Annotated in this window: 20 protein-coding genes, 1 tRNA gene and 1 pseudogene; 11 read left to right on the forward strand and 11 right to left on the reverse strand. The window is 70.9% G+C overall.

Annotated features, from left to right (window positions below; all coding sequences use genetic code 11):
- Positions 1-77 precede the first annotated feature (77 nt).
- Positions 78-1,181, reverse strand: a complete 1,104-nt coding sequence (locus tag GA0070617_RS10260; RefSeq protein WP_091435837.1) for a LolA family protein — start codon at positions 1,179-1,181, stop codon at positions 78-80.
- Positions 1,182-1,276: 95 nt separating this feature from the next.
- On the opposite strand from GA0070617_RS10260, the gene GA0070617_RS10265 reads away from it, so the two are divergent.
- Together GA0070617_RS10265 and GA0070617_RS31420 are read left to right on the forward strand one after the other, a co-directional pair.
- A complete protein-coding gene (locus GA0070617_RS10265) occupies positions 1,277-1,936 on the forward strand; it encodes a response regulator transcription factor (protein WP_091435839.1) in 660 nt (219 codons plus the stop codon).
- A gap of 80 nt (positions 1,937-2,016) precedes the next feature.
- Complete coding sequence (locus GA0070617_RS31420) at positions 2,017-3,780, forward strand: ATP-binding protein (protein ID WP_229688324.1); 1,764 nt, start codon at positions 2,017-2,019, stop codon at positions 3,778-3,780.
- Between the two features lie 458 nt (positions 3,781-4,238).
- On the opposite strand, the gene GA0070617_RS10280 is transcribed toward GA0070617_RS31420, so the two are convergent.
- Both GA0070617_RS10280 and GA0070617_RS10285 read right to left on the reverse strand, forming a co-directional pair.
- Positions 4,239-6,173, reverse strand: a complete 1,935-nt coding sequence (locus GA0070617_RS10280) for a tetratricopeptide repeat protein (RefSeq protein WP_229688323.1) — start codon at positions 6,171-6,173, stop codon at positions 4,239-4,241.
- 97 nt (positions 6,174-6,270) lie between these two features.
- Positions 6,271-6,723: a MarR family winged helix-turn-helix transcriptional regulator gene (locus tag GA0070617_RS10285; RefSeq protein WP_091435842.1), complete on the reverse strand. Its 453-nt coding sequence runs from the start codon at positions 6,721-6,723 to the stop codon at positions 6,271-6,273.
- Positions 6,724-6,780: 57 nt separating this feature from the next.
- Here GA0070617_RS10285 and GA0070617_RS10290 point away from each other — a divergent pair, with 57 nt between their 5' ends.
- Both GA0070617_RS10290 and GA0070617_RS10295 read left to right on the forward strand, forming a co-directional pair.
- Positions 6,781-7,302 (forward strand): VOC family protein, encoded by a 522-nt coding sequence (locus GA0070617_RS10290; protein WP_091435844.1) that lies wholly within the window; start codon positions 6,781-6,783, stop codon positions 7,300-7,302.
- 143 nt (positions 7,303-7,445) lie between these two features.
- Complete coding sequence (locus tag GA0070617_RS10295) at positions 7,446-8,474, forward strand: hypothetical protein (RefSeq protein ID WP_091435845.1); 1,029 nt, start codon at positions 7,446-7,448, stop codon at positions 8,472-8,474.
- On the opposite strand, the gene GA0070617_RS31425 is transcribed toward GA0070617_RS10295, so the two are convergent.
- From GA0070617_RS31425 to GA0070617_RS10315, 4 genes and pseudogenes are all read right to left on the reverse strand, one after another.
- A complete protein-coding gene (locus tag GA0070617_RS31425) occupies positions 8,431-9,108 on the reverse strand; it encodes a potassium channel family protein (protein ID WP_229688322.1) in 678 nt (225 codons plus the stop codon). The two genes, GA0070617_RS10295 and GA0070617_RS31425, sit on opposite strands and share 44 nt — an antisense overlap.
- Before the next feature lie 211 nt (positions 9,109-9,319).
- Positions 9,320-9,505 carry a DUF4236 domain-containing protein gene (locus GA0070617_RS10305; RefSeq protein WP_091435848.1) on the reverse strand — a complete coding sequence of 62 codons (186 nt, stop codon included), beginning with the start codon at positions 9,503-9,505 and terminating at the stop codon, positions 9,320-9,322.
- A 104-nt stretch (positions 9,506-9,609) separates the two neighbouring features.
- Entirely contained in the window at positions 9,610-10,065 is a 456-nt protein-coding gene (locus GA0070617_RS10310; protein WP_091435850.1) for an RrF2 family transcriptional regulator, read from the reverse strand.
- Positions 10,066-10,489: 424 nt separating this feature from the next.
- Positions 10,490-11,431: pseudogene (locus GA0070617_RS10315) on the reverse strand (helix-turn-helix domain-containing protein); the annotation flags it as partial.
- 236 nt (positions 11,432-11,667) lie between these two features.
- On the opposite strand from GA0070617_RS10315, the gene GA0070617_RS10320 reads away from it, so the two are divergent.
- Complete coding sequence (locus tag GA0070617_RS10320) at positions 11,668-12,444, forward strand: glucose 1-dehydrogenase (RefSeq protein ID WP_091435852.1); 777 nt, start codon at positions 11,668-11,670, stop codon at positions 12,442-12,444.
- 73 nt (positions 12,445-12,517) lie between these two features.
- Here the strand turns inward: GA0070617_RS10320 and GA0070617_RS10325 are convergent, their stop codons facing one another.
- Positions 12,518-12,949: an SsgA family sporulation/cell division regulator gene (locus tag GA0070617_RS10325; protein WP_091435854.1), complete on the reverse strand. Its 432-nt coding sequence runs from the start codon at positions 12,947-12,949 to the stop codon at positions 12,518-12,520.
- A 364-nt stretch (positions 12,950-13,313) separates the two neighbouring features.
- On the opposite strand from GA0070617_RS10325, the gene GA0070617_RS32380 reads away from it, so the two are divergent.
- The 5 genes from GA0070617_RS32380 to GA0070617_RS10355 all read left to right on the forward strand — a co-directional run bounded on the left by GA0070617_RS32380 (position 13,314) and on the right by GA0070617_RS10355 (position 17,800).
- On the forward strand, positions 13,314-13,964 hold the full coding sequence (locus tag GA0070617_RS32380; protein ID WP_373868343.1) for a TIGR02611 family protein: 651 nt from the start codon (positions 13,314-13,316) through the stop codon (positions 13,962-13,964).
- 50 nt (positions 13,965-14,014) lie between these two features.
- Positions 14,015-14,086: transfer RNA gene (locus GA0070617_RS10335), tRNA-Val, on the forward strand.
- 101 nt (positions 14,087-14,187) lie between these two features.
- Positions 14,188-14,520, forward strand: a complete 333-nt coding sequence (locus tag GA0070617_RS10340) for a hypothetical protein (RefSeq protein ID WP_139135631.1) — start codon at positions 14,188-14,190, stop codon at positions 14,518-14,520.
- Between the two features lie 1,390 nt (positions 14,521-15,910).
- Positions 15,911-16,159: a hypothetical protein gene (locus GA0070617_RS10350; RefSeq protein ID WP_091435863.1), complete on the forward strand. Its 249-nt coding sequence runs from the start codon at positions 15,911-15,913 to the stop codon at positions 16,157-16,159.
- A 429-nt stretch (positions 16,160-16,588) separates the two neighbouring features.
- Entirely contained in the window at positions 16,589-17,800 is a 1,212-nt protein-coding gene (locus GA0070617_RS10355) for a helix-turn-helix domain-containing protein (RefSeq protein WP_091446205.1), read from the forward strand.
- A 62-nt stretch (positions 17,801-17,862) separates the two neighbouring features.
- Here the strand turns inward: GA0070617_RS10355 and GA0070617_RS10360 are convergent, their stop codons facing one another.
- A complete protein-coding gene (locus GA0070617_RS10360; protein ID WP_091435865.1) occupies positions 17,863-18,648 on the reverse strand; it encodes an ABC transporter permease in 786 nt (261 codons plus the stop codon).
- Entirely contained in the window at positions 18,645-19,613 is a 969-nt protein-coding gene (locus GA0070617_RS10365) for an ATP-binding cassette domain-containing protein (protein WP_091435867.1), read from the reverse strand. Before GA0070617_RS10365 ends, GA0070617_RS10360 begins: the two co-directional genes overlap by 4 nt.
- Before the next feature lie 109 nt (positions 19,614-19,722).
- Between GA0070617_RS10365 and GA0070617_RS10370 the strand changes: the two genes are divergently transcribed.
- A complete protein-coding gene (locus GA0070617_RS10370; protein ID WP_217628783.1) occupies positions 19,723-20,430 on the forward strand; it encodes a TetR/AcrR family transcriptional regulator C-terminal domain-containing protein in 708 nt (235 codons plus the stop codon).
- Positions 20,431-20,497: 67 nt separating this feature from the next.
- Here GA0070617_RS10370 and GA0070617_RS10375 read toward each other — a convergent pair whose 3' ends face one another.
- On the reverse strand, positions 20,498-21,628 hold the full coding sequence (locus tag GA0070617_RS10375; RefSeq protein WP_091435869.1) for a hypothetical protein: 1,131 nt from the start codon (positions 21,626-21,628) through the stop codon (positions 20,498-20,500).
- Positions 21,629-21,683: the final 55 nt, after the last annotated feature.

Here is a 21,683-nt window from a genome sequence, read left to right on the forward strand (position 1 = left end):
ACGAGGTCGGTCAGCCCTTGGCGACCTCGCACGACGAGGTCGGTCAGCCCTTGGCGACCTCGTCGTGCGAGGTCGGTCTAGCCCTTTGCCGCTTGGAAGAGGCGTTCCGGGGTCACCGCGCCGGCCAACATCCGGCCGTCGTCGGTGAACAGCACGTTTACCAGGTTCGTGCTGAACAGGCGGCCCTTGCCCCAGTCCCCGCTGACCTCGGGCAGCACACCGTCCAGGTTCGGCCCGGCCGTCGTACCCGGCTTCGCCTCGGCGTCACCGGCGGCCTTGTCCTTCTCGGTGCCGGTCTGGGTGATCACGACGGTGGTCCAGCCCTCGCCGACCGTACGCGTCTTGTCGTGCTCGGGCCGTTCGCCCGGAGCGACCGCGGCCTTCTCGGCATCCAGGTTCTCGGTGACCGTACCCGGCGGGGGGTTGAAGGTGAACTGGTCGGCGTCGGGCCGCTGGTAGTCGATCTGCGTGAAGGCCATCTCGAAGGCCGGGCGGTCGGCGGCGTCGGCGAACACCTCGAACCGTAGCGGCACGTACTCCTTGGCGTCGATGGCCACCCGTACCTGGTCGATCAGGGACGCCTCGTCCCGCGGACGCAGCACCAGCTCGTACGCGTCGCGCCCGGCGACGGTGGCCGAACGGCCGACGCTCACCTCGGTGCTCGGCTCGACGGCCTGCAACGCCAGCTTCGCCGCCTCCTGCGGGGTCGCCGGCAGGTCGGGCGCGCCCGCCGGCCTGCCCTCCGCCGAACCGCCGGCCGGCAGGGTGCGGTGGGTGGCGGTGTTGGTCCGGCTGTCCCAGGCCCACACGTCCCGACCGTTGCGGATCAGGTTCCGTTCGCCGAGGGTGTCGACCAGGGCGATCCGCTGCTTGTCCGGTCCGGAGTGCCAGACCCGCAGGGTGTGCGTACCGGTGAGCAGGGCGGTCAGGTCGTCGCCCCCGCCGAGCAGGCCGGCAGCCGGCGGCAGCCCCAGGTCGGAGCGCTGGACGACGGTGCCGGACAGCCCGTCCAGCCGGGCGGTCTGCAGATCGACCAGGAGCTGGGCGGCGCTGCGCGGCGGCAGGCTCGGCTCGGCGTCGGCGGCGAACGTGCCGACGGCGGCACCACCGCCGACCACGGTCACTGCGGCGGCCACCGGGACCAGCCAGCGAAGGACGGGACGGCTCTTCAACACGGACATGCGTGACACCTCCTGCGCCCATGGTGCGCCACGGTGGCTGTGAGCAGGCTGAGGATGACCATCTGTCCGCCCCGGCAGGTGGCACCCTTGAGGCTGTGCGGTTGCTGGTGGTGGAGGACGAGGCGCGGTTGGCCGCCGCCCTGCAGCGGGGCCTGCAGGCCGAGGGGTTCGCCGTCGACGTGGCGGCCACCGGGCCGGCCGGCCTCGACGCGGCCCGCCACGGTGGCTACGACGCGATGGTGCTGGACGTGATGCTGCCCGGCCTCTCCGGGTACGAGCTGGTCCGCCGGCTGCGCGCCGAGCAGGTCTGGCTGCCGGTGCTGATGCTCTCGGCCAAGGACGGCGAGTACGACCAGGCCGACGGGCTGGACTGCGGGGCCGACGACTACCTCACCAAACCCTTCTCGTACGTGGTGCTGCTGGCCAGGCTGCGAGCCCTGCTGCGCCGCGGCGCACCCGAACGCCCGACCGTGCTCAGCCTGGGTGACCTGCGCCTGGACCCGGCCCGCCGCCGGGTCACCAGGGCCGACGCCGAGGTGGCGCTGACCGCCCGCGAGTACGCCCTGCTGGACTATTTGATCCGCCGCCCCGGTCAGGTCGTCTCCAAGACCGAGCTGCTCGACCACGTCTGGGACGCCAGCCTGGAGACCGCCCCGAACGCGGTGGAGGTGTACGTCGGCTACCTGCGCCGCAAGATCGGCCGGGAACGCCTGGAGACCGTCCGCGGCGCCGGCTACCGCCTAACCACCCCATGACCCTGCAAGGAAGGGCCCCCTTTTATCGCTTCCGGTATAGGAAGGGTCCCTTCCTAACGCTCGGGCTGCGCGCCCGGCTGATGATCATCGGTGTGCTCGGGCTCACCGCGGGGTTGGCCGCCGGCGGGCTGATCCTCTTCGGCGCGCTCGGGTACACCCTGCAACGCTCCATCGACACGGAGGCGCTGCGTACCGCGGACACCATCGTTCGCCTCGCCGAGCAGGACGCCCTGCCCGACCCGCTGCCGGTCGCCGGGGGCCAGTCCCGGGTCCAGGTGATCGACGACCAGGGCCGGGTGCTCGCCGCCTCGATCGACGCCGACCGCCTCGTCCCGATGCTTCCGCGCGACCAGCTCAACCAGCGCGACCGGGGCGATGACCGGGGCGATGATCAGGGCGATGACCAGGGCGACCAGCGCGACCGGGGCGGGCAGCAGCGCACCTTCGTACCGGGGCAGCGGCTCGGCCTCGACGGACCGGTCCGGGTGGTGGCCGTACCGGCCGGCACGCCTACCGAGCCGCTCACCGTGCTGGTAGGCAAGTCGATGGCGGACGTGAGTCACAGCATGCGGGTGGTCCAGACCATGCTGCTGATCGCCTTTCCGCTGCTGGTCGCCGGGATCGCCGTGGTGGCCTGGCGGGTGCTCGGGGCCACCCTGCGTCCGGTGGAACAGCTGCGGCGCGGCGCGGCCGAGATCACCGGGGGCGCCAGCAGCGGCCGGCTGCCGGTACCGGCGTCGCGGGACGAGATCCACCGGCTGGCGGTCACCCTCAACGACATGCTCGACCGCCTCGCCGACGCCCGGGCCCGGCAACGGGCCTTCGTCGCCGACGCCGCGCACGAGCTCCGTAGCCCGCTGACCAACATGCGTACCGAGTTGGAGGTGGCGCAACGCCTGGCGGACCGGACCGACTGGCCGGCGGTGGCCGGCAACCTGCTGACCGACACCGAACGGCTCAGCCGGCTCGTCGACGACCTGCTGCTGCTGGCCCGCCTCGACGAGACCGGCCCGGCCGGCGGCCCCTTCCCGGCGGCCGGCGGCCCCTTCCCGGCGGCCGGGGGTGCAGGCCCGGTCGGTGGTTCCTTTCCGGCGGGCGGGAGTGCCGGCCCGGTCGGTGGTTCCTTGCCGGCGGCCGGGCGCACCGGCCCGGTCGGTGGTTCCTTTCCGGCGGGCGGGAGTGCCGGCCCGGTCGGTGCCAGCGCCGGCTGGGGACGCGGTGTGGCCGGACCGGTCGAGCTGGGCGCGCTGCTGACGGCCGTCGCCCGTCGCTACCCCACCCCACCGGTACGGGTCGCGCCGGTGCCCGAGCCGCTGTGGACCCTCGGCGACCCCGACGACCTGACCCGGATCCTGGCGAACCTGATCGACAACGCGGTCCGGCACGCGCACCGCGAGGTGGTGCTGGCCGCCGTACCCGCGGACAGCGTCGACGCCAACACCGGTCGGGCGGCCACCGTCGGGTCGGGGGCGTACCACCTGGTGACGGTGACCGACGACGGGCCGGGCATCCCGGAGGCGGACCGGGAACGGGTCTTCGACCGCTTCACCAGGCGTGACGACGCGCGGGCGCGGGATGCGGGTGGCGCCGGGCTGGGGCTGGCCATCGTCCGTGAACTGGTCCGCCGCAGCGGCGGCACGATCGAACTCACCACCGCCGGTCCCACCCGTGCGCCCGCCCCGGACGCCGCCGGTCCGGACGCCGCCGGTCCGGACGCCCCCGGTCCGGACGCCGCCGGTCCGGGGGTGGATGGTCCGGGGGCTGATGGTCCGGGCGGCGTGGGACCGGGGCTGCAGGTCCGACTGTTCGTGCCGGTGCTGCCCGATCCAGACCTCGATGGTTAGACCACCCGCCCACCCGAACACCCCGAGCCAGACCCCCCGTCGCCGCCAAAGCGCTCCCCGAGGTGAATCTTGGACACTTACCGTTCTATTTGGACGGTAAGTGTCCAAGATCTACACCGCATTCGGGTACGGAGAGAGTGAGGTGCCTCGGCTGCGGAGGAGGGTGGGAGCGGGGGGCGTGCAGACGTGAGGAGCGGTGCACGGTGGTTCGGGTTTGCGGTCAGGGCCCTGGGGCGGTCAACCGGGTCGGTGTCCGAGCGGTTGTCGGAGGGCTCCGATCCACACCAGGCGGAGCGGCCCACCCGAGCAGCCCCGTCCAGAAGATCTTGGAGGATTTCGGCCCCTCCGGGGGCTGTTCAGCCCCTCCGGGGGCACAATTCTTCCAAGATCTTTCAGTAGCTGCTCGGGTTGGTCCAGGTGCACCGACGGCGGGGCGGTCGTTGCGGGTCCGGCAGGGGTCAGCCGCGTTCGGTGCAGACCGGGCGGGACCGGCCGATCTTCTCGGTCGACCAGACGACGGCGACGGTGAAGCAGAAGTCGACGTCCCGGTCCAGACCGTAGACCGTGTACGTCTCCGTCCCCGCCGGTAGCTCGGTGAAGGCACGCGGATCCTGCCCGGTCGGGCCACCGGCGACCACCACCGGCCCCTCCGCGCCCGCCGGATAGCGCCACCGCAGCAGTACGTCGTTACGGTTGTCGCGCAGGACCACCGATCCGGGCGGGGTACCGGGGGTCGCCGCCGGTGCCGGGGGAGCGCTGGCGCTGAGGGAGGGGCCGGCGGGCACCGGCTGGTCGTCGCGGGAGTCGTCGACGCGGGACACCCCGGCGATCACCGCCGCCGCGCCGAGCAGCACGACGAGCACCCCCGCCACCACCACCGGTACCAGCCGGTTGGGTCGAGGCGGCGGCGGCCGGTGCACCACGACGGGGAGCAGCCGCGACGGTGGCTCCGGCTCCGGCTCGGGCGGCTGCCGCACCCGGCGTACCCCGGGGCTTTCCTCGCCGCTGCGGGCGAGCGCCATCACCGCCGGCGGCACCGGGCTCTCGGCCGGCGTGCCCCACTCGGACGGGGACGCCGGCCCGAACGGGGTGGCGCGCTGCCCGGCCGCGTCGATGGGCGCTGTCGCGTCGGCCGGCTGGGTCCGGTCGGCCGGCGGCCGGTCGAAGGGGTACGCCGCATCGGCGTGGTGGTCACCCTCCTCCGGGGGCCACCAGTCGGCGTCGGGGTCGTCGGCCGGGAGCCGGGGCGCGGGCACCGCCGACGGAGCCGAGGCCGTCGCGGCGGTGGCCGCGCTGTCCGGGTACGGTGCCGGCGTCCGTTCGGCCGCCGTCGGACCACCCGGCTCCGCCCGCCCCTCGTCGACGGATGGTTCCCGGGCCGCCGGCACGCTGACCCCGCCCGACACCGCTGGACCGCCCGACGTCGCTGGCCCACCCGACCATGCTGGCCCGCCCGACACCGCTGGACCGCCCGACGTCGCTGGCCCACCCGACCAGGCTGGACTGCCCGACGTCGCAGCTCCATGCGCCAGCGCTGGCCCGTCCGATGTCGCTGGCCCGTCCGACAACTCGGGTTCGCCTGACGTTGCCGGTCCGGTCACGGGCTCGGCTGAACTCATCGGCCCGGCTGATGTCGTCGGCCCGGCTGAGCTCGTGGGCTCGGCTGAAGTCGTGGGCTCGGTTGGGGTCGTCGGTTCGGCTGAGGTCGCGGGCTCGGCCGGGGTCGTGGGTTCGGCGTCGGGGCAGACGTGTTGCGGGTTGGCCACCGCCCTGGCCAGCTTTGCCACCTGCGCGGCGAGCGGATCGCCCGGGGGGAGGTGCTGACGGCAGAGCTCGTCGGCGTACGTCAGGTTCTCCTGAGCGTCGGTGAAGCGTCCACAGTCGCGCTGCATCGAACCGAGCCGGGCGAGCATCTTGATCCCGCTGGGATGGCCGTCGCCGTAGACCTCCCGGTGCAGCTCCCAGGCGTCCTGCAGGCGGTCCCGGGCCACCGTGCACTGGCCCCGGGCGTACTCCACGGTGGCCAGATCGGCGTGGGCGGCGAGCACCCGCAGCGACTCGGGGCCGTCGGTGGCGGTCAGTTCGATGATGACGTCGGCGTAGAGCCGGGCGGCCCGCGCATCGCTGCCCACCCGGTGCAGCACCGCGGCGAGGGTGGCCGCCGCGGAGATGGTCTGCGGATCGGAGCGTCCGTACAGGCGGGTGGCCACCGCGTACGCGAAGGCGGCCCAGCCCCGCGCGGAGTGCGGCTCACCGAGCGCGACCAGGACCCGCGCCTGCAGCCCGGCGGCCTCGGCCAGCTCGGGGGAGGCGTACGCCGGGCGGGGGTCGGCATCGGCCAACGCGTCGGCGAGCAGCCGTCGCGCACCGTGCAGGTCACCATCGGACACCATCTGGTGTGCGTGGACAGTCAGTTCAGCCAGCCCCGAAGACACGCCCCATCGTGCTCGCCCCGCGACAATATGTACAACCCCTGGCGCGGGTGTTTGGTCAGGAAACGCCCAGGTGATCCCGTAACGTCTCGCTGATCCGGCGCAACTGTTCCACCTGCTCGGGGCTGAGCGCGTCGAACAGATGGCGACGTACCCCCGCCACGTGGCCGGGGGCGGCGGCCTGGAGGGTCGCGAAACCGGAGTCGGTGAGCACCGCGAGCTGACCCCGACGGTCGGTCGGGCAGTCCTCGCGGCGGATCCAGCCGGCGGCCTCCAACCGCGCCGCCGCATGGGACAACCGGCTGCGCGACGAGGTGGTCAGGGTGGCCAGCTCGCTCATCCGCATCCGCCGCTGCGGGGCCTCGGAGAGCCGGACCAGGATCTCGTAGTACGCGTGCGGCATGCCGGCGTCGCGTTGCAGGTCCCGGTCGAGGGTCTCCATCAAGGCCCGGGAGGCGGCCACGTACGCCCGCCAGGTGCGTTGCTCCTCCGGATCCAGCCAACGGGTCATGGGTCACAGCATACCCAGGTCGTTGAACGCTCAACTAAATCGCGCTACGGTCGGGGTATGGGAATCCACCGCCTGAACCACGCCGTGCTCTACGTGAGCGATCTCCACCGCGGTGTCGCCTTCTACGCCGACGTGCTCGGCTTCCGGCCGGTCCCGATGACCCCGGACGGGTTCCGGGGCGCCGCCTTCCTCCAGGCCCCGGACAGCACCAACGACCACGACCTGGGACTGTTCGAGCTGGGCGCGGGTGCCGGCCGGTCGGCCGCCGGTCGCAGCACCGTCGGCCTGTACCACCTGGCCTGGGAGGTCGACACCCTCGACGAGCTGGCCGCGACCGCCGAGCGGCTCGCCGCCGCCGACGCCCTGGTCGGCACCTCCGACCACGGCACCACCAAGAGTCTGTACGGCCGGGACCCGGACGGGCTGGAGTTCGAGGTGGTCTGGCTGGTCCCCGCCGACCAGCTCGACGACACCGCGCTCGCCGCCCGCAAGCGGATCGGCCGGCTGGACCTGACCCGCGAACGCCAGCGGTACGGCGGGCAGACCCGGGGCGGGGTGGGCATCTCGGTCCCCGCCTGACCGGCCCACTGACCCGGCCCGCCGGTCCAGCCCGCTGGTTCAGCCCGCTGGTCCGGCCCGCCGGATTCTGGTCCGGTGGGCTGGACCGGTGGGTCCGGTGGTGCGGTGGGGGCGTCGGACCGTCGGTGCGGTAGAACGACAGCATGCCGACCGACACCGTTCTCTCCGGGCTGCTCAGCCGACAACTCGACGCCTGGTTGCCGGCCGCACTGCAGCGGTCCCGGCGGGCCACCCTCGCGCTGGCCTGCGGCGCGGGTGACGCCGGGACGCTGACCGGCGCGCTCAGCCAGATCAGCCGGTACGCCGACCGGTTGCGCGGCGCCCGACTGACCGTGCTGGTGCTCGCCGACACCGACACCAGTTCTGGCACCGGGTCTGGGGCCGGCACCAACACCGGTTCTGGCACCGGCACCGGCTCGGACTCGGGCACCGATGCTGGCACCGATCTGGCGGCCCGGCTCGGTGCGGTCGAGGCCAGCCTGCCGGCCGAGGTCGCCGTACACCTGGTCCCCGGCGATGTGACCCGGCTGCCGGTGGCGCTGAAGGCGGCCGGCGCGGCCGGTGCGCCGGTGTTCACCCTGGTCGTACCGCCCGGTCCCGCCGGCACCCCGGCATCGGTGGTGGTGGCCGCGGCAGCGACCGGACGCCCGGCCGAGTTGCTGCTTGTCGCGGACGCCTCGGTCCGCGCCGGGCTGGCGCAGCGGTTTCCGCTGGTCACCGAGGTGGAGTTGACGTCCGCCGAGGCGGGGCTGTCGTCGGCAGCGGCGGGGGTGAGTCGGGTGGTGGCCTTCGCCACCAGCTCCGACCGGGCCCTGGAGGCGTTCAAGACCGCGCTCTGGGCGGTCGGCGCGGAGCAGCCGCTACGCCTGCGTACCCTGCCGGCCCCGGCGGACCCGCGCGATCCGGTGCCGCTGACGGTCTCGACCGAGCCGGAGGTCGGGCCGCTGGGTCGGGAACTCCTGGCCGAGTTGGGTCGCTCCGGCCCGCGTACGGTCACCGAGCTGCGCCGGCACGCTCTCACCGGGACCGTCTACCGGGCCGCCGACGCGGTCCGGGCGTTGACCGAGCTGCTCGCCACCGGGGCGGTACGCCGTGACCCCGAGGCGGGCCGGCTCGGCGGCGACGTGGTCATCCACGCCGTCGGCGACGCGGCGGCCGGATCAACTGCTTGACCACCAGCGATATCCCGGTGGCGATGACCCCGATGCTGAAGACCATCTGCAGGCAGACCGCCACCCGGGCGAACTGGCCGTTGGCGTGCACGTCGCCGTAGCCGATCGTGGTCAGGGTGGCGAGCGCGAAGTAGAGCGCGTCGATCCGGGTCCGCAGGTTGACGAACTGGCCCGGCGCGCTGAGCGCGATGACGTAGTCGGCCAGCGCGAAGGCCAACAGGCCGGCGACCAGGGCCACCGCCAGGTGGATCAACGAGGAGAGCTGCTCCTCGTCGGCCTGCTGCCCGTCGGCGGGTTGACCGTCGGCCTTCTGGTCGGCTGAAGGGCCAGCGGCTGGTTGACCGTCGGCGGTGCGGTCGGCGGCTGGTTGACCGTCGGCTGGAGGGCCAGCGGCTGGAGGGCCGGCGGTGCGGTCGGCGGCGAGTTGCCGGGCGGCGGCCTGGTCGGCGGCGAGCTGTCGGCGGACCTGGCCGGTCACCAGCAGCACGACGATCACCACCATCAGTACCGTGGCCACGATCCGGAACGCGAGCCTGGCCCCGTTCGGGTCGGGCTGCACCGGCACCACGAAGTACGCCACCAGGAGCAGGAGACAGGAGAGGACCGCCTGCCGCTGCTGCCGCTCCCGGCCCATGCGGCAATTGTCGGCCCTGCCGTGCCTTGCTGTCCCTGAAACACCGGGCCGGGCCCGAGCAACGCCGGGCCGGAGCAACGCCGGGCCGGAGCAACGCCGGGCCGGAGCAACGCCGGGCCCGATCAAGGCGGGCCCGAGCGACGCCGGTACCGGGGCCGGGCGTGGAAACGGGGTGCCGGTGGGTACCGGCACCCCGTTCACCCGTCCGAGGTCAGGCCCGGGAGCGGGACTTGTCCTGCTTCCAGGACAGCGGCCCGGGAAGGTCGACGCGGTGCGCCTTGGCCCGCGAGTTCCAGGACCAGCGGCCGATCCTGATGCTCCACGAGGAGAAACCGTTCTCGGTGAAGTTCAGCACGAGCGGTCCGTACTTCTTGCGCTTTCGGAACATCAGGCCCATCGTGGGGCTCCCTTCGTGACCTTCCTGCCCTGCCGGCACGAAGAATGCCCGAAGCTCCGATTCGCGAAACCCGATGATTCGCGAAACCCGATGCCGAGGGTGGATCAGCGGGGCTCCCACGCGTCGGGGATCGCGGTCAGCTTCTTCACGTGGGCGGGGAGCCGGCCACTGAGCAGCTCGGCGAGGCTCACCTCGTCGACCACCCGGCGCACCGCGGCCCGGACCGCCACCCAGAAGCGGGGCAGGTTCTCCGCCGGACCCTCGTATCGGGTCTCCTCGGGACGCAGCCCGCGTACCCCGGCCAGGGGACCGTCCACGGCCCGCAGGATCGCCCCGACGGTGACCTCGGCGGGTGGTCGTACCAGGAGGTAGCCGCCCTCGACGCCGCGTTGGGCGCGGACGATCCCGGCCCGTCGCAGGTCGGCCAGGACCGCCTCCAGGAACTTGCGGGGCAGGTCCTGTTCGGCGGCGATCACCTGGGCGGAGAGCAGGTTGGGGTGGGCGGCGGCGAGGCTGAGCGCCGCTCGTACCGCGTAGTCACCGCGCGCGGAGATGTGCACCCCGCCATCATGCCCGGTCGGGCTCGCCGGTGCGTTCGGCGGGCGGTCGGGGCCGGACGATCCGGGCCGGTCCGCCCTCGGTGGCCGCCGAGCGGGCACCGAGGGCCGGTCGGAGCTGCTCGGCACCGGGCGTACGGCGCTCGCCGCCGGGCGCGCAGCGGTCCCGGACCGGTGTCCACCGCTCGTCCCGGGTGCCCGGCCGGCCCTCGACGCGTGCCCGTCGGTCTCCGTCGGCTGTCCCTCGACCCCCGTCGCCTGCCCCGCCGTCGCCTCCCCGGTCCCGGCTGCTTGCCCCTCGGTCTCGGCCGTCGGTCGCGAGGTCCCGGCTGCTTGCCCCTCGGTCTCGGCCGTCGGTCGCGAGGTCCCGGCTGCCGGCCGCGCGGTCCCGGTTACCTGGCCCGCGGTCCCGGCTGGTGGCGCCCCGGTCGCCGGCGGACGTCCACTGCTCCCGGGCGGCCCGGAACGCCCCCGGGCTGTGCCCGACCTCGCGGGTGAAGAAGCGGCCGAAGTTGGTCGGCTCGGGAAAACCCAGGTGCCGGCCGATCTCGGCGATCGGTTCGTCGGTGGCGGCGAGCAACCGGCTGGCCTGCAGGGCGACCCGCTCGTCGATCACCTGTTTCGCGCTGCGGCCGGTCACCGCCAGACAGGCCCGGGTCAGGGTACGCACCGAGCAGCCCAGCCGGGTCGCGTAGTCCTCGACCCGCCGGCTGTGGCGGTAGCCGCGTTCCAGCTCCCGGCACAACCGCTCGAAGGTGCCCTGTTCCCCGCCGGTGCTCGGCGGCTCGGGGGCGAGTAGGGCCAGCCGCAGCAGCAGCACCGCGAGCTGGTGCCGGAGCAACTCCTCGGCGGGCGAGCCACCGTCACGGCGCGGCCCACCGACGCGTGAATGGGGGCCACCGACGCGTGAATTCGGGCCACCGTCGCGTGACTGCGGGCCACCGGCGGGGTCGACGCGTCGCTGCCGGTCGGCCGGCGGGCGGCCGTACCGGCGCAGGTCGGCGGCGAGCCGGCGGATGCCCTCCCGGATCGCCGCGCCGTCGTCGCCGTCGAGCGGCCAGTACGCCGGGGTACGCCCGGCCGGTGCCGGCTGTCCGGCCGGGGCGCCGTCGCGCCACCGCACCACAAGCGCCTCGAAGGACGGCCCGGTGACGCAGCGCAACGCCTGCCCGGGGCCGACCCGCAGCAGGGTGCCGGGTCGACAGGTGACCGGACGGAAGTCCAGCTCCACGCTGCCGTGCCCGTCGGTGACCAGGACCAGCAGGTCGGCGTCGACCAGGGTGGGGCGACGCCAGTCCGGATGGGTGGCCAGGTCGTCGAGGGTGGGCGTGTCGATGCCCGCGGCGGTGGGCGCATCCTCCGGAGCCAGATCGGGCTGGCCCGGGGCGATGTCCGTAGCCGGAGAGGGCTGACCGGAGGTGACCATCAACTGCGACGGTAACCGGCCCTTGGGCAGGGCGCATCCCGACAGCGGGCCCGGTCCGGGCGGGGCTTGTCGGCGGATCGGCGGCCGGGTTACGTTGCGCAACGACAGGGCCGGGGCGGCAGGGCCCGGCCCGGCGGCGGCCCCACCGGTGACCGTCGCCGACTGGCGAGGGGACGAGCATGACGGAGCTGTTCTCGGTCGACGGCAAGACGGTCCTGGTGACCGGGGGTTCCCGGGGGATCGGCCTGATGATCGCCCAGGGGCTGGTCCGGGCCGGTGCGACCGTGCTGATCTCCTCGCGTAAGGCCGAGGTCTGCCAGCGGGTGGCCGAGGAGCTGTCCCGCGAGGGCAACTGCGTGGCGATCCCCGCCGACCTCAGCCGCGACGCCGGGGTCACGCAGCTCGCCGCCGCCGTACGGGAGCACACCGACCGGCTCGACGTACTTGTCAACAACGCCGGTGCGACCTGGGGCGCGGCCCTGGAGGAGTACCCGGAGAGCGCCTTCGACAAGCTCTGGGCGGTGAACGTCAAGGCCGTCTTCCGGCTCACCACCGCCCTGCTGCCCGTGCTGCGGGCCGCCGCCGCGGCCGACGCCCCGGCCCGGGTGATCAACATCGGCTCGGTGGACGGACTGCGGGTGCCCGAGATGGAGGTGTATGCCTACTCGGCGACAAAGGCCGCGGTGCACATGCTCACCCGCAGCCTGGCGCACCGGCTGGCCGGCGAGCAGATCACCGTCAACGCGATCGCGCCGGGGCCGTTCGAGTCGAAGATGATGGCCTTCGCCCTGGACGATCCGGGCAGCCGGGCCGCCATCGAGCAGCAGATCCCGTTGGGGCGCATCGGCCGCCCCGAGGACATGGTGGGCGCGACGATCTTTCTGGCCTCGCGCGCCGGGGCGTACCTGACGGGTGCGGTCATCCCGGTCGACGGCGGCCTGACCACGCACGGATGACCGGCGACGTGCCGCTGACGACGAGCCGGAGCCGCGCGGACTCGGCAGATCCGCGCGGCACCGAAGGCGTCGGTCAGCGCCCGGCGAGCAGCCGGGTCACCGCCGTGTCGACATCGAGGTGGTCGGCCTCGCGCCCGCGCGGGACCACCACGTACGTGCGGCGCAGGAAGCGCACCAGCACGCTGCGCGGCACCTCGAAGAGGGCGTTGCCGTCCGGTGACGACAGCGCCAACGCGACGAAGTCGCCGCGTGGGGTGGCCCACGGCCAGACCCGGACGTCGCCGATCCCGGCCGGATCGTCGAGGCCGGTGACCAGCAGTTCGCGGGCGAAGGACCAGCTCACCGCCTCGCCCCCGGCCGATTCGGCATGGAACAGGACATGGACCGCATACGGGTCAGCAGGGTCGTACCGCAGACTGGCGCGCACCGGCAGTGCCGTGGCGTCAGGTGCGACGAGCCTTAGTGACGTCTCGACCTCTACGGTCGTCGGTCGGATGACACTCATGAACGTTCTCCCCCCGGCACCGCTGCGGAACGTCCGTGTCCCGCTTTTCCCATACTCAGGTGCTATTCCTGGCTACGCTCCGCCATGCGCTGACTTCACCCAGTGGTGGGAAGTGGGTCGGAAACGCCGTTAGAATGTGAAAATTCTTGTACGATATCCGGTTCTGCCCAGAACGTGATCCCGCCCGGTGTCGGGGTTGGTTCAGACAACGACTTACTCCGGTAACGTCCAGGCGTCGGTTCCAGTGACGGGCCGGGGCACACTAGGGGGTGAAATGACCGCAAATCGATCCTCAGTGGATCCGCCGACACCGGCGAGATCGTCGCAGGCAGCGGCCGGTGCGGGGCGAAAACGAGGGGACGTCGTGCCGACCGATCAGCAGGGTTCCACCGGCGGCACGCGCCCCTCGGGCCGCCCCGCCGACGGCTCCCGTGGCCCCGGCCGCAAGCCCGCCGCCGCCTCCGCTGCTGCCTCCTCCCCGGCTGCGTCGTCGGGGCCTGGTGGGGCGGCCTCGGCCGCGCCTTCGGGGCCTGGTGGGGCGGCTTCGGCGCGGGACGCCCGGCGGGCCAACGGGTCCGCGCCGGACACGGTCCAGGCCGCGCCGCCGACCGGTCGCCTGCGCCACCTCCGCCGACGGGTACGCACCACGCTCGACCTGATCCGCGCCAACCCCACCGGCCGGATCACGCTCAAGATCACCATCGCGATCGTCGGTGCCCTCGTCGTCACCCTCGGCATCGTCATGATCCCGCTTCCCGGGCCGGGCTGGCTGGTGGTCATCGCCGGGCTGGGTATCTGGGCGGTGGAGTTCCACTGGGCCAAACGGCTACTCGGTTTCACCCGTCGGCACGTCCAGGGCTGGACCCGATGGGCGACCACCCGCCCGCTGCCCCTGCGCCTCGCCCTCGGCTCGATCGGCCTGCTCTTCGTCGCCACGGTCGCCTGGCTCTCGCTCAAGTACAGCCTCGGCATCGACGTGGTGGCCAGAGCCCTGCACTACATCGCGACGCACTGACCCCTGATTCGCGGCCGGGGCAGCCGATCGGGTACAGTCATGCGCGCTGAGGGCGATTAGCTCAGTGGGAGAGCGCTTCGTTCACACCGAAGAGGTCGCTGGTTCGATACCAGCATCGCCCACTCTCAGTTCCGCAGGTCAGAGGCCGCTTCCCGAGTACGGGAGGTGGCCTTTCTGCTGCTCGTACCGCAGCGGCGTTCACTCCCTCCGGAAGGCGGTGCACATGGCGGAGACGCTCAGGGTCGAGGAACTTCGTCAGGTGTGCGTGCTGTTGCTGGACGCCGTGCAGGAGCGGTTCGGCTCGGAGATCGATCTATCGATTCTCGATGTCGACCACTACTGGAACGTGGACCTACGTTCCGCCTTCAGCATCCAGGAAGATCCGGCGTCTGGAATCGACGTCGGGCAGAGCAGTGACGACGTGGCGGAGCTTCGTGCGTTGTTGCGTCGTCGGCCGGAGGACGAGCTGCTGCTCTGGCACGACCTGCAACATCTGGCCGGGATGCTGCGGTTGCTGGCCTATCTCGACCTACCGGCCGCCGAGGATCAAGAGTAGCCAGGGTTCTGGCGCGGCCGAGTTTCTCCTGGTGATGGTCGCTTCCGGGGCAGTGTGGGTGCCAATGATGCGGCCCGTGGTGAGTCGGGTGGAGCAGTGGCTGGTGGCTTGGTGGTCTACTTGGCCAGGCAGACCGCCAAGGCGTCAGTCACGTCCCCTTCGCAGGCGCCGATTCGGCGTACGTCGACTTGTTCGCCTCCGACGATCGACCAGCTGGGGCCGGCCGGGATGCGGCGGGGTAGCGAATATGAGCTGCCGGGCGCCGATGTACGGCGGCGTCGAGGTCAGCGACGGGAATCCCGGTCGGGCGGCCGACCAGGTTGTACCGGTCGTCGGGGTCGACACCGTCGAGGCGGAGCAGGACATGGAAGTACACAGCGCACCTCGGCGCTGGATCTCGACCGGCGGTTGGCGCGGAGAGCGTGAAGCCGGGACCGCCGGAAACGGTAGTGCCGAGAGTGGTTGAGCTTCGTTGGCCGGCAGTTCGCCGAGGCGCGGCGGCGTCGCTCCGGCGCACCGTTGGTGACGCATCCCCCGGCTTCGACGCGTCGGACTGCCCTGTCCTGGGACCCGTCAAGGCCGGCTTGACAGCGGAGACGGCAACTGTGATCCGCTATCAGAGCGGCCGGGGGAGGGGGCCGGGATGGTTCCACGCGCATCGTTGACTGCCTGCCGCTCATATCGTTCTAGATAGCCGCAGTCAACTATTCGCACCCTCTTTGGGTGCTTCTTTATTCGGGTAAAGCTGGCAACTCGGCTCTCAGTGCTTGCCTCGTACTCTAACCGGACCAATGCCGGCTTTGGTAAGTTGTTATCTAGTGCTCCCAAGTAGAAGTGGCTCAGGGTCAGCAGCGCGCTCTGTGAGGGGTGTACGACGTGGGGACCTCGCGCAATCCAACCGACCGCCGCCCAGTTCATGCCCCCCAGCGTTGCTGCCCAGTAACTCTGCTCATAGAGGGCGACGATCGTGGTGTCCACGATCGGAAACTTCGAGTCGTTCACGATGTGAACCTCGGTAAGTCCGTCGTCGTCTGTTACCCAAACTCGAACTGCATCCCGGTCAGCACGTCGACGGCGTGAGACCTCGGCTAGGTATACCTGCAGGGCCACCAGAGCGGTCGCGAGGGTGCCGAGCGACGACAAAACGCCCCAGCCGGGCCAGGACCAAAACGATGCGGATAGCACGCGCACAACATAGTGGACGATGCCACTCGACCCGCTTCCAGGTCGAGGACCGACGTCTTTTGTTCAAGATTCGGCTGGGAGTGTGCTTCGTTGATCTTCAAGTGTCCGGTTAGCGACAGAAGCGAAGATCACTCGCGCCTCAGCGGCAGGTGGTGCATAGTGTCCCCGAACGCCGGAAATTTTGATCACCCTTAGTGGAGGACGTATGTCTGGATCGACGCCCAAATACCTTCGCCTGACCCTTGATGTTCAGTTGGGCGAGCGCAACCAGCACGCTAATCGAATCAACCAGGCAGCGGACGCCGCCATTGCGGCCGCGACCGAGGCTCTTGAAGAGAACCTCCTCGAAGGCAGCATCGTGAACGTCGAGCAAGGTGTCGAGTTCTCTTACCGTTGGATTGCGCGGACCTCATGGCTAGGTGGCACTGCGGCGAGCGAGGAAGATGAGCTGTAGCGATCGCCTGAGTGACTAGACGAGTGACCCTCGACGAAGGTTAGTGGGCGGGCGTGGGTGCCTTCCCGCCAAAACCGCGTCGGTCAGCGGACCCCTCAATTTCGATCACAGGCCGGCGTCTGGCCCTGCCGGACGGATTAAGAGCGACCGGCAGTAGGTGCTGCGGCTGGGTGTACGGGGCCCCGTGCCTGCTCGGACCGGACGATCCGCCGCCGGCTGCGGTCGTGGGCCGGGGCCGGTCTCGGCGAGCGACTCCACGAGCTTGCCCCCAGGTCGGCGATGTTCTCCGAGAGCGCTCAGTATTACCAGCGCCCTTCCAGGGTTCGGGGGATTCGTCAGCGGGTTCGGAGGTGTCGGGATGGTCGGTAGCGTTGGCTGCGACGGCGGTCGATGCGGTGGTGCGTCCCGCGCTACGTGAGGAGGTTCCGGGTGGATTCCTTGCCGGAGTTGACGTTCGGGCAGCGGTTGAAGGTCTACCGGGAGCGGTCCGGGAAGTCCCGTACGGTGCTGGGTGGGTTGGTGGGCCGCAGCGCCGAGTGGGTCAAGGCGGTGGAGACGGACCGGATTCTGCCGCCGCGTATCCACATGCTGGACCGGATCGCTCGTGCGCTGAAGATTGACGTGTCCGCCCTGGCGGCGGAGTTGGGGGAGCGGTCCGCTGTGGTCAACGGGCCGGAGCATCCGGCGCTGGTGTCGGTCCGGGCGGCCCTGAACCATGTCGCGCTTCCCGGTGACGCCCCGCCGGAGTCGTTGTCGGGTCTGCGGGAGCGGCTCGCGGTGGCGTGGGCGGCGCGTCACCAGGCGGCGGATCACCGTACGGTGCTGGGTGGGTTGTTGCCGGGGTTGTTGCGGGACGGGCAGCGGGCCGTGTTGGCGTACGAGGGTGACCAGCGACGGCGGGCGCAGGCCTTGTGGGCGGAGACGCTCGGGTTGGCGCAGATGTTCATCGCCTACCAGCCTGCCGCCGAGTTGCTGTGGCGGGTGACGGACCGGGCGATGGTGGCGGCGCAGGAGTCCGGTGATCCGGAGGCGATCGCCCGTGCGGGATGGTTCCTGTGCCAGGTGCATCGGGAGGCCGGCGACTGGGACACCGCGATGAGGGTGACGCTGGAGGTGCTGTCGGCGTTGGAGCCGCGCACGGCCGACGGGAGCACGAATCTGCTGGCGTTGTGGGGTGCGCTGAACTTCGAGGCCGCGTACACCGCTGCTCGCGCTGGTGAGGAAGGTCGTGCCTGGCGGTACTGGGACCGCGCCGACCAGGTGGCGCAGCGCCTGCCGGCGGACTTCTACCAGCCGCAGACGTCGTTCTCCCGGGTCATCATGGGTGCTCACGCGGTGACCGTGGCGGTGGAGTTGCAGAAGTCGGGCGAGGCGGTACGGCAGGCCCGGCGCCATGACGCGGCGGCGATTCCGTCGAGGCCGCGCCGGGCCCGTCATCTCATCGAGGTCGCCCGGGCGCACTACGGCAGGGACGACAAGGAGACTGCCGTGGCGGTGCTGCGGAAGGCGTACGAGTCGGCTCCGGAGACGATCCGCTTCAACGGCTACGCCCGGCAGATCACCGTGGACCTGCTCGACGGTCCACGTTCCACCCGGGATGACGCGCGTGACCTGGCGATGAGGGTCGGACTCGTCTCCTGAACCGGGGGTAGGAATCTGTCCTCTTCCGACTCGCCGTCGAACCTGGCCTCAAGTCGTGCGAGCTACAGGCCTGCTCGGGAGAAGCGACGTGCCGAGAGCGGTACGAAGATCACCAACAGCAGCCCGATCCACAGCAGGGTCGCGGTCACCGGGTGGGTCAGCGGCCACGCGGCGTCCGGCCCCGGAGCACCGGGATTGCCGAACAGGGACCGGATCGCCGTCGCCAGCGCGCTGAGCGGGTTCCACTCGCAGATCGCTCGTAGCCAGACCGGCATCCCGTCGGTGGGCACGAACGCGTTGGACACCATGGTGAGCGGCAGCGTCAAGGGTGCCAGGTTGGCCGCGGTGGACGCCGAACGGATCGCCAGTCCGAGGTAGGTGCCGACCCAGGCCAGCGTGTATCGGAACAGCAGGAGCAGGCCGATGGCGGCCAGCGTCTGCGTGACGCCGTGGTGCGGCCTCCAGCCGACGATCAGCCCGTAGGCCATCAGGACCACCAGTCCGTACGCACCGATGAGTCCCTCCGCGCCGCTCTGGCCGAGGGGTACGGCCACCCGACTGGTCGGTAGTGAGCGGAGCCGGTTCATCACGCCACGCGACTGGTCCATCGCGATGTCCACCATCGCTGAGGAGAGCGCGGTCCCGGTGCCCAGCACGAACATGCCCGGCATCATGTATTCGCGGTAGTTCGAGGAGCCCGGTACGCCGATGGCACTACCGAACACGAAGCCGAACAGCACGACGAACACGGTCGGCATCAGCATGATGGTGAGCAGGGTTCCGGGTTCGTGGCGCAACCGCAGGATGTTCCGCTGGGTCAGGACCCAGCCGTCGACCAGGACGCTCATGCTCCCACCACCTCCGCCGCGACCGGTTCGGGCGTGATGGACGTGCCGGTCAGCGAGAGAAAGACGTCATCGAGACTCGGCTCGCGGATCCCGACGTCGCGGATCACGGCACCGGAGGCGTCGAGTTCACGCACGATCTGTGGCAGGGTCGGCACCGGATCCGTCGCGGCGACGGCGATGTGCGTTCCGTCGGCCTTCGGGCGGTGGCCGGTGAGCCTTTCCAGCAACGCCATCACCGTCAGGAGTTGGTCCGTCGATTCCACCACGACGTCGATGTGGCTGCCGATCCGCGACTTGAGCTGAGCCGGGCTGCCTTCGGCGATGAGGCGGCCGTGGTCGATCACGCCGACGGCGGTGGCGAGCTGGTCCACCTCCTCCAGGTACTGACTGGTGAGCAGCACCGTGGTGCCGTCGGCGACCAGGTCGCGGACGGTGTCCCAGATTTCCATGCGACTCCGGACGTCGAGCCCTGTGGTCGGCTCGTCGAGGAAGAGCACGGCGGGTGCGCGCAGCAGGCTGGCGATCAGGTCCAGCCGGCGGCGCATACCGCCGGAATAGGTGCCGACCAGCCGATCGCCGGCGTGGGCGAGGCCGAACCGTTCCAGCAGTTCATCCGCCCGCTGCCGGGCTCCACGCTTCCCCAGCCGCGACAGGCGGCCGAAGATCCGCAGGTTCTCCCGGGCCGTCAGCTTGTCGTCGAGCGTGGCGTCCTGACCGGTCAGCCCGATGATCTTGCGAACCTCCTCCGGTTCCCGGGCCACGTCGAATCCGCCGACCGAGGCCTGCCCGCCGCTGGGGCGGGTCAGCGTGCTCAGGATGCGCACCGTGGTGCTCTTCCCCGCGCCGTTCGGGCCGAGCAGGCCATAGACCAGGTTCGGCGGGACGGCCAGGTCCAGGCCGGTCAGCGCTGCGACGTCCCCGTACTGCTTTCGTAGATTCCGGGTGTACATGATCGCTTCATTCATGATCAAACCCCCAACTGGGTACGGTGTACGCTAATGCAAGGTAGTCACTGGGTACGGTGTACGCAAGTGCTTCCCAGGTTCGAGTACTGGCTCGCGTACCCTGGTCGTCGTGTCGGAGCCCAAGCCCGTCGTCTGGATGCGCCCGGAGAAACCGCCGCGCGGTCCGACGCCGGCACACACCCGCGAAGAGATCGCTGCGGTGGCAATCACGATCGCGGACGCCGAAGGCCTCGAAGCCGCCTCGGCGCGAAACATCGCCCGGAACCTCGGCGCGGGGGCGATGACTCTCTACCGTTACCTGCCCACCAAGGAAGACCTCTGGGCGGTGATGATCGACGAGGCGAGCGTCTTCGAGCCTCAGGAGCCGACCGGTGATCTCCGCGCCGACCTGGCCGTCATCGCCCGCCGCAGGCGACAGAACTTCCTGCGACACCCCTGGCTGGCTCCGCTCCTCGCCACCCGCCCGATCCTCGGTCCCAACTACCTACGCGGCATGGAACGCGATCTCGCCGTGCTCGGTGGCGATGGTCTGAGTATCGACGACGCGATCGACGTGTTGCACCTGATCTACTCCTGGGTGAGCGGAGCCGTGCAGGCCGAGCTGACCGAAAAGGCGAACGTCGACCGGTCCGGCGTGGATCGGCACAGCTGGCGGATGCGCATGAAGCCCTATCTGGTGTCCCTGCTCGCGACCGGTGAGTTCCCCTATCTGAGCAGGATGACCGAGGCGGCCGAAATCGCTGACGCCGACGAACAGTTCGAGACCGGGCTGTCGATCATCCTTGAAGGAATCGACAGCCGATACTCCACTTCCTGACGCGGGTCACTCTGGCAGCCGTCAGTCACCGACAAGATTCTTGTCGGTGATCCGAATCATCCGGCGTTCAGCCCTGCCAGCGCTGCTGTTGTTGTTGCTCTGCGATGGCCAGGACCCGGGCGTGGAGAGGCGTGGTGGTGCTGATCTTCCACATCTGGAGGTAGACGAGTAGCTGGTTGATCACGGTGTCGAACTCGACCAGGACGCCGCTGTTCGCGATCAGGGCGTCGACGCCGACCAGGCGGTCGCGGGTGGCGGCGTCGATTTTGCCGAAGGAGTAATACCGTTCGGCGTAGACACCGACCGTTGCCTGTTCCTGGACGTACTGCAACTTGCTGGCAAAGAGCGAGCGCTGTGCGGCGGTGAGCTGCTTGTCGGCGGTGAGCAGGGCTCGTAGGTCCGCGATGGCGGCGACCCGGCAGGCGGCGAGCTCCTTGAGCTTGGGGCCGTTGCCGAGTAGCCCCGGGCTGCACAGCAGGAGCAGCGCGGTGTTGCCGTACGCCTCGCCGGCGTCGACGTGGGTCAGCTCGTGGACGAACGCGCCGAGTCGTTCCTGCTTGCCCATCGGCGGGAAGAGCGCGTTCTTCAGCGTGTACTTACGGGCTGCGGGTGGGGGCGTCAGTGTGGTGCCTGGGGTGAACACGTCGAAGATCGTGATGTCGGCGCGGTTCACCAGTTGTTCCAGGATGATGCGGGTGGTCACGTGGGTTCCCGGCTCGCTGGCGATGACGCTCAGCGCTAGCACGTCGGCGCGCACGGCCTCGTCCTTCTGCGCGCCGGTCATCCGGCCGACCAGCTGGTTCCCCTCGGCCGTGATCGCGGTCTTGATGCGGGCGGCGTCGTTGTCGTCCTCGTCGCGCATCCCCATCTGCGCGGCCTTGTCGTGGGCCTCCACCAGGTCGCCGATGGCGGCAACCTCCGCACCGGCTGCACGTCCGGCTGCTGCCACAGCGCCGGTGTATGCGTTGCGGGCCAGGACGACGTCGATCCTCAGGTCGTTGACGGCAGCCTGGTGAGTCGTGGAACCGGCGAGATAGGTGTCGATTTTGGTAAGGAGCGAATTCGTCACGGCGAGGCGGGCGGCGAACTGGGCGGCATCGACGGCGTAGTAGGCGCGCAGCGCGTTCTCGACCGCGACGATCTCGTCGCTACGGCTAAGTCCTTTGGTACGGGCGGCGAATGCTTCGGTGGTCATCATGTGACATCCCCTGTCTGCTCCGGCCTCCCAGGAAATCGCCTGCCGTCGCGGCGTG

It is taken from the genome of Micromonospora yangpuensis (assembly GCF_900091615.1).
Classification (GTDB): Bacteria; Actinomycetota; Actinomycetes; order Mycobacteriales; family Micromonosporaceae; genus Micromonospora; species Micromonospora yangpuensis.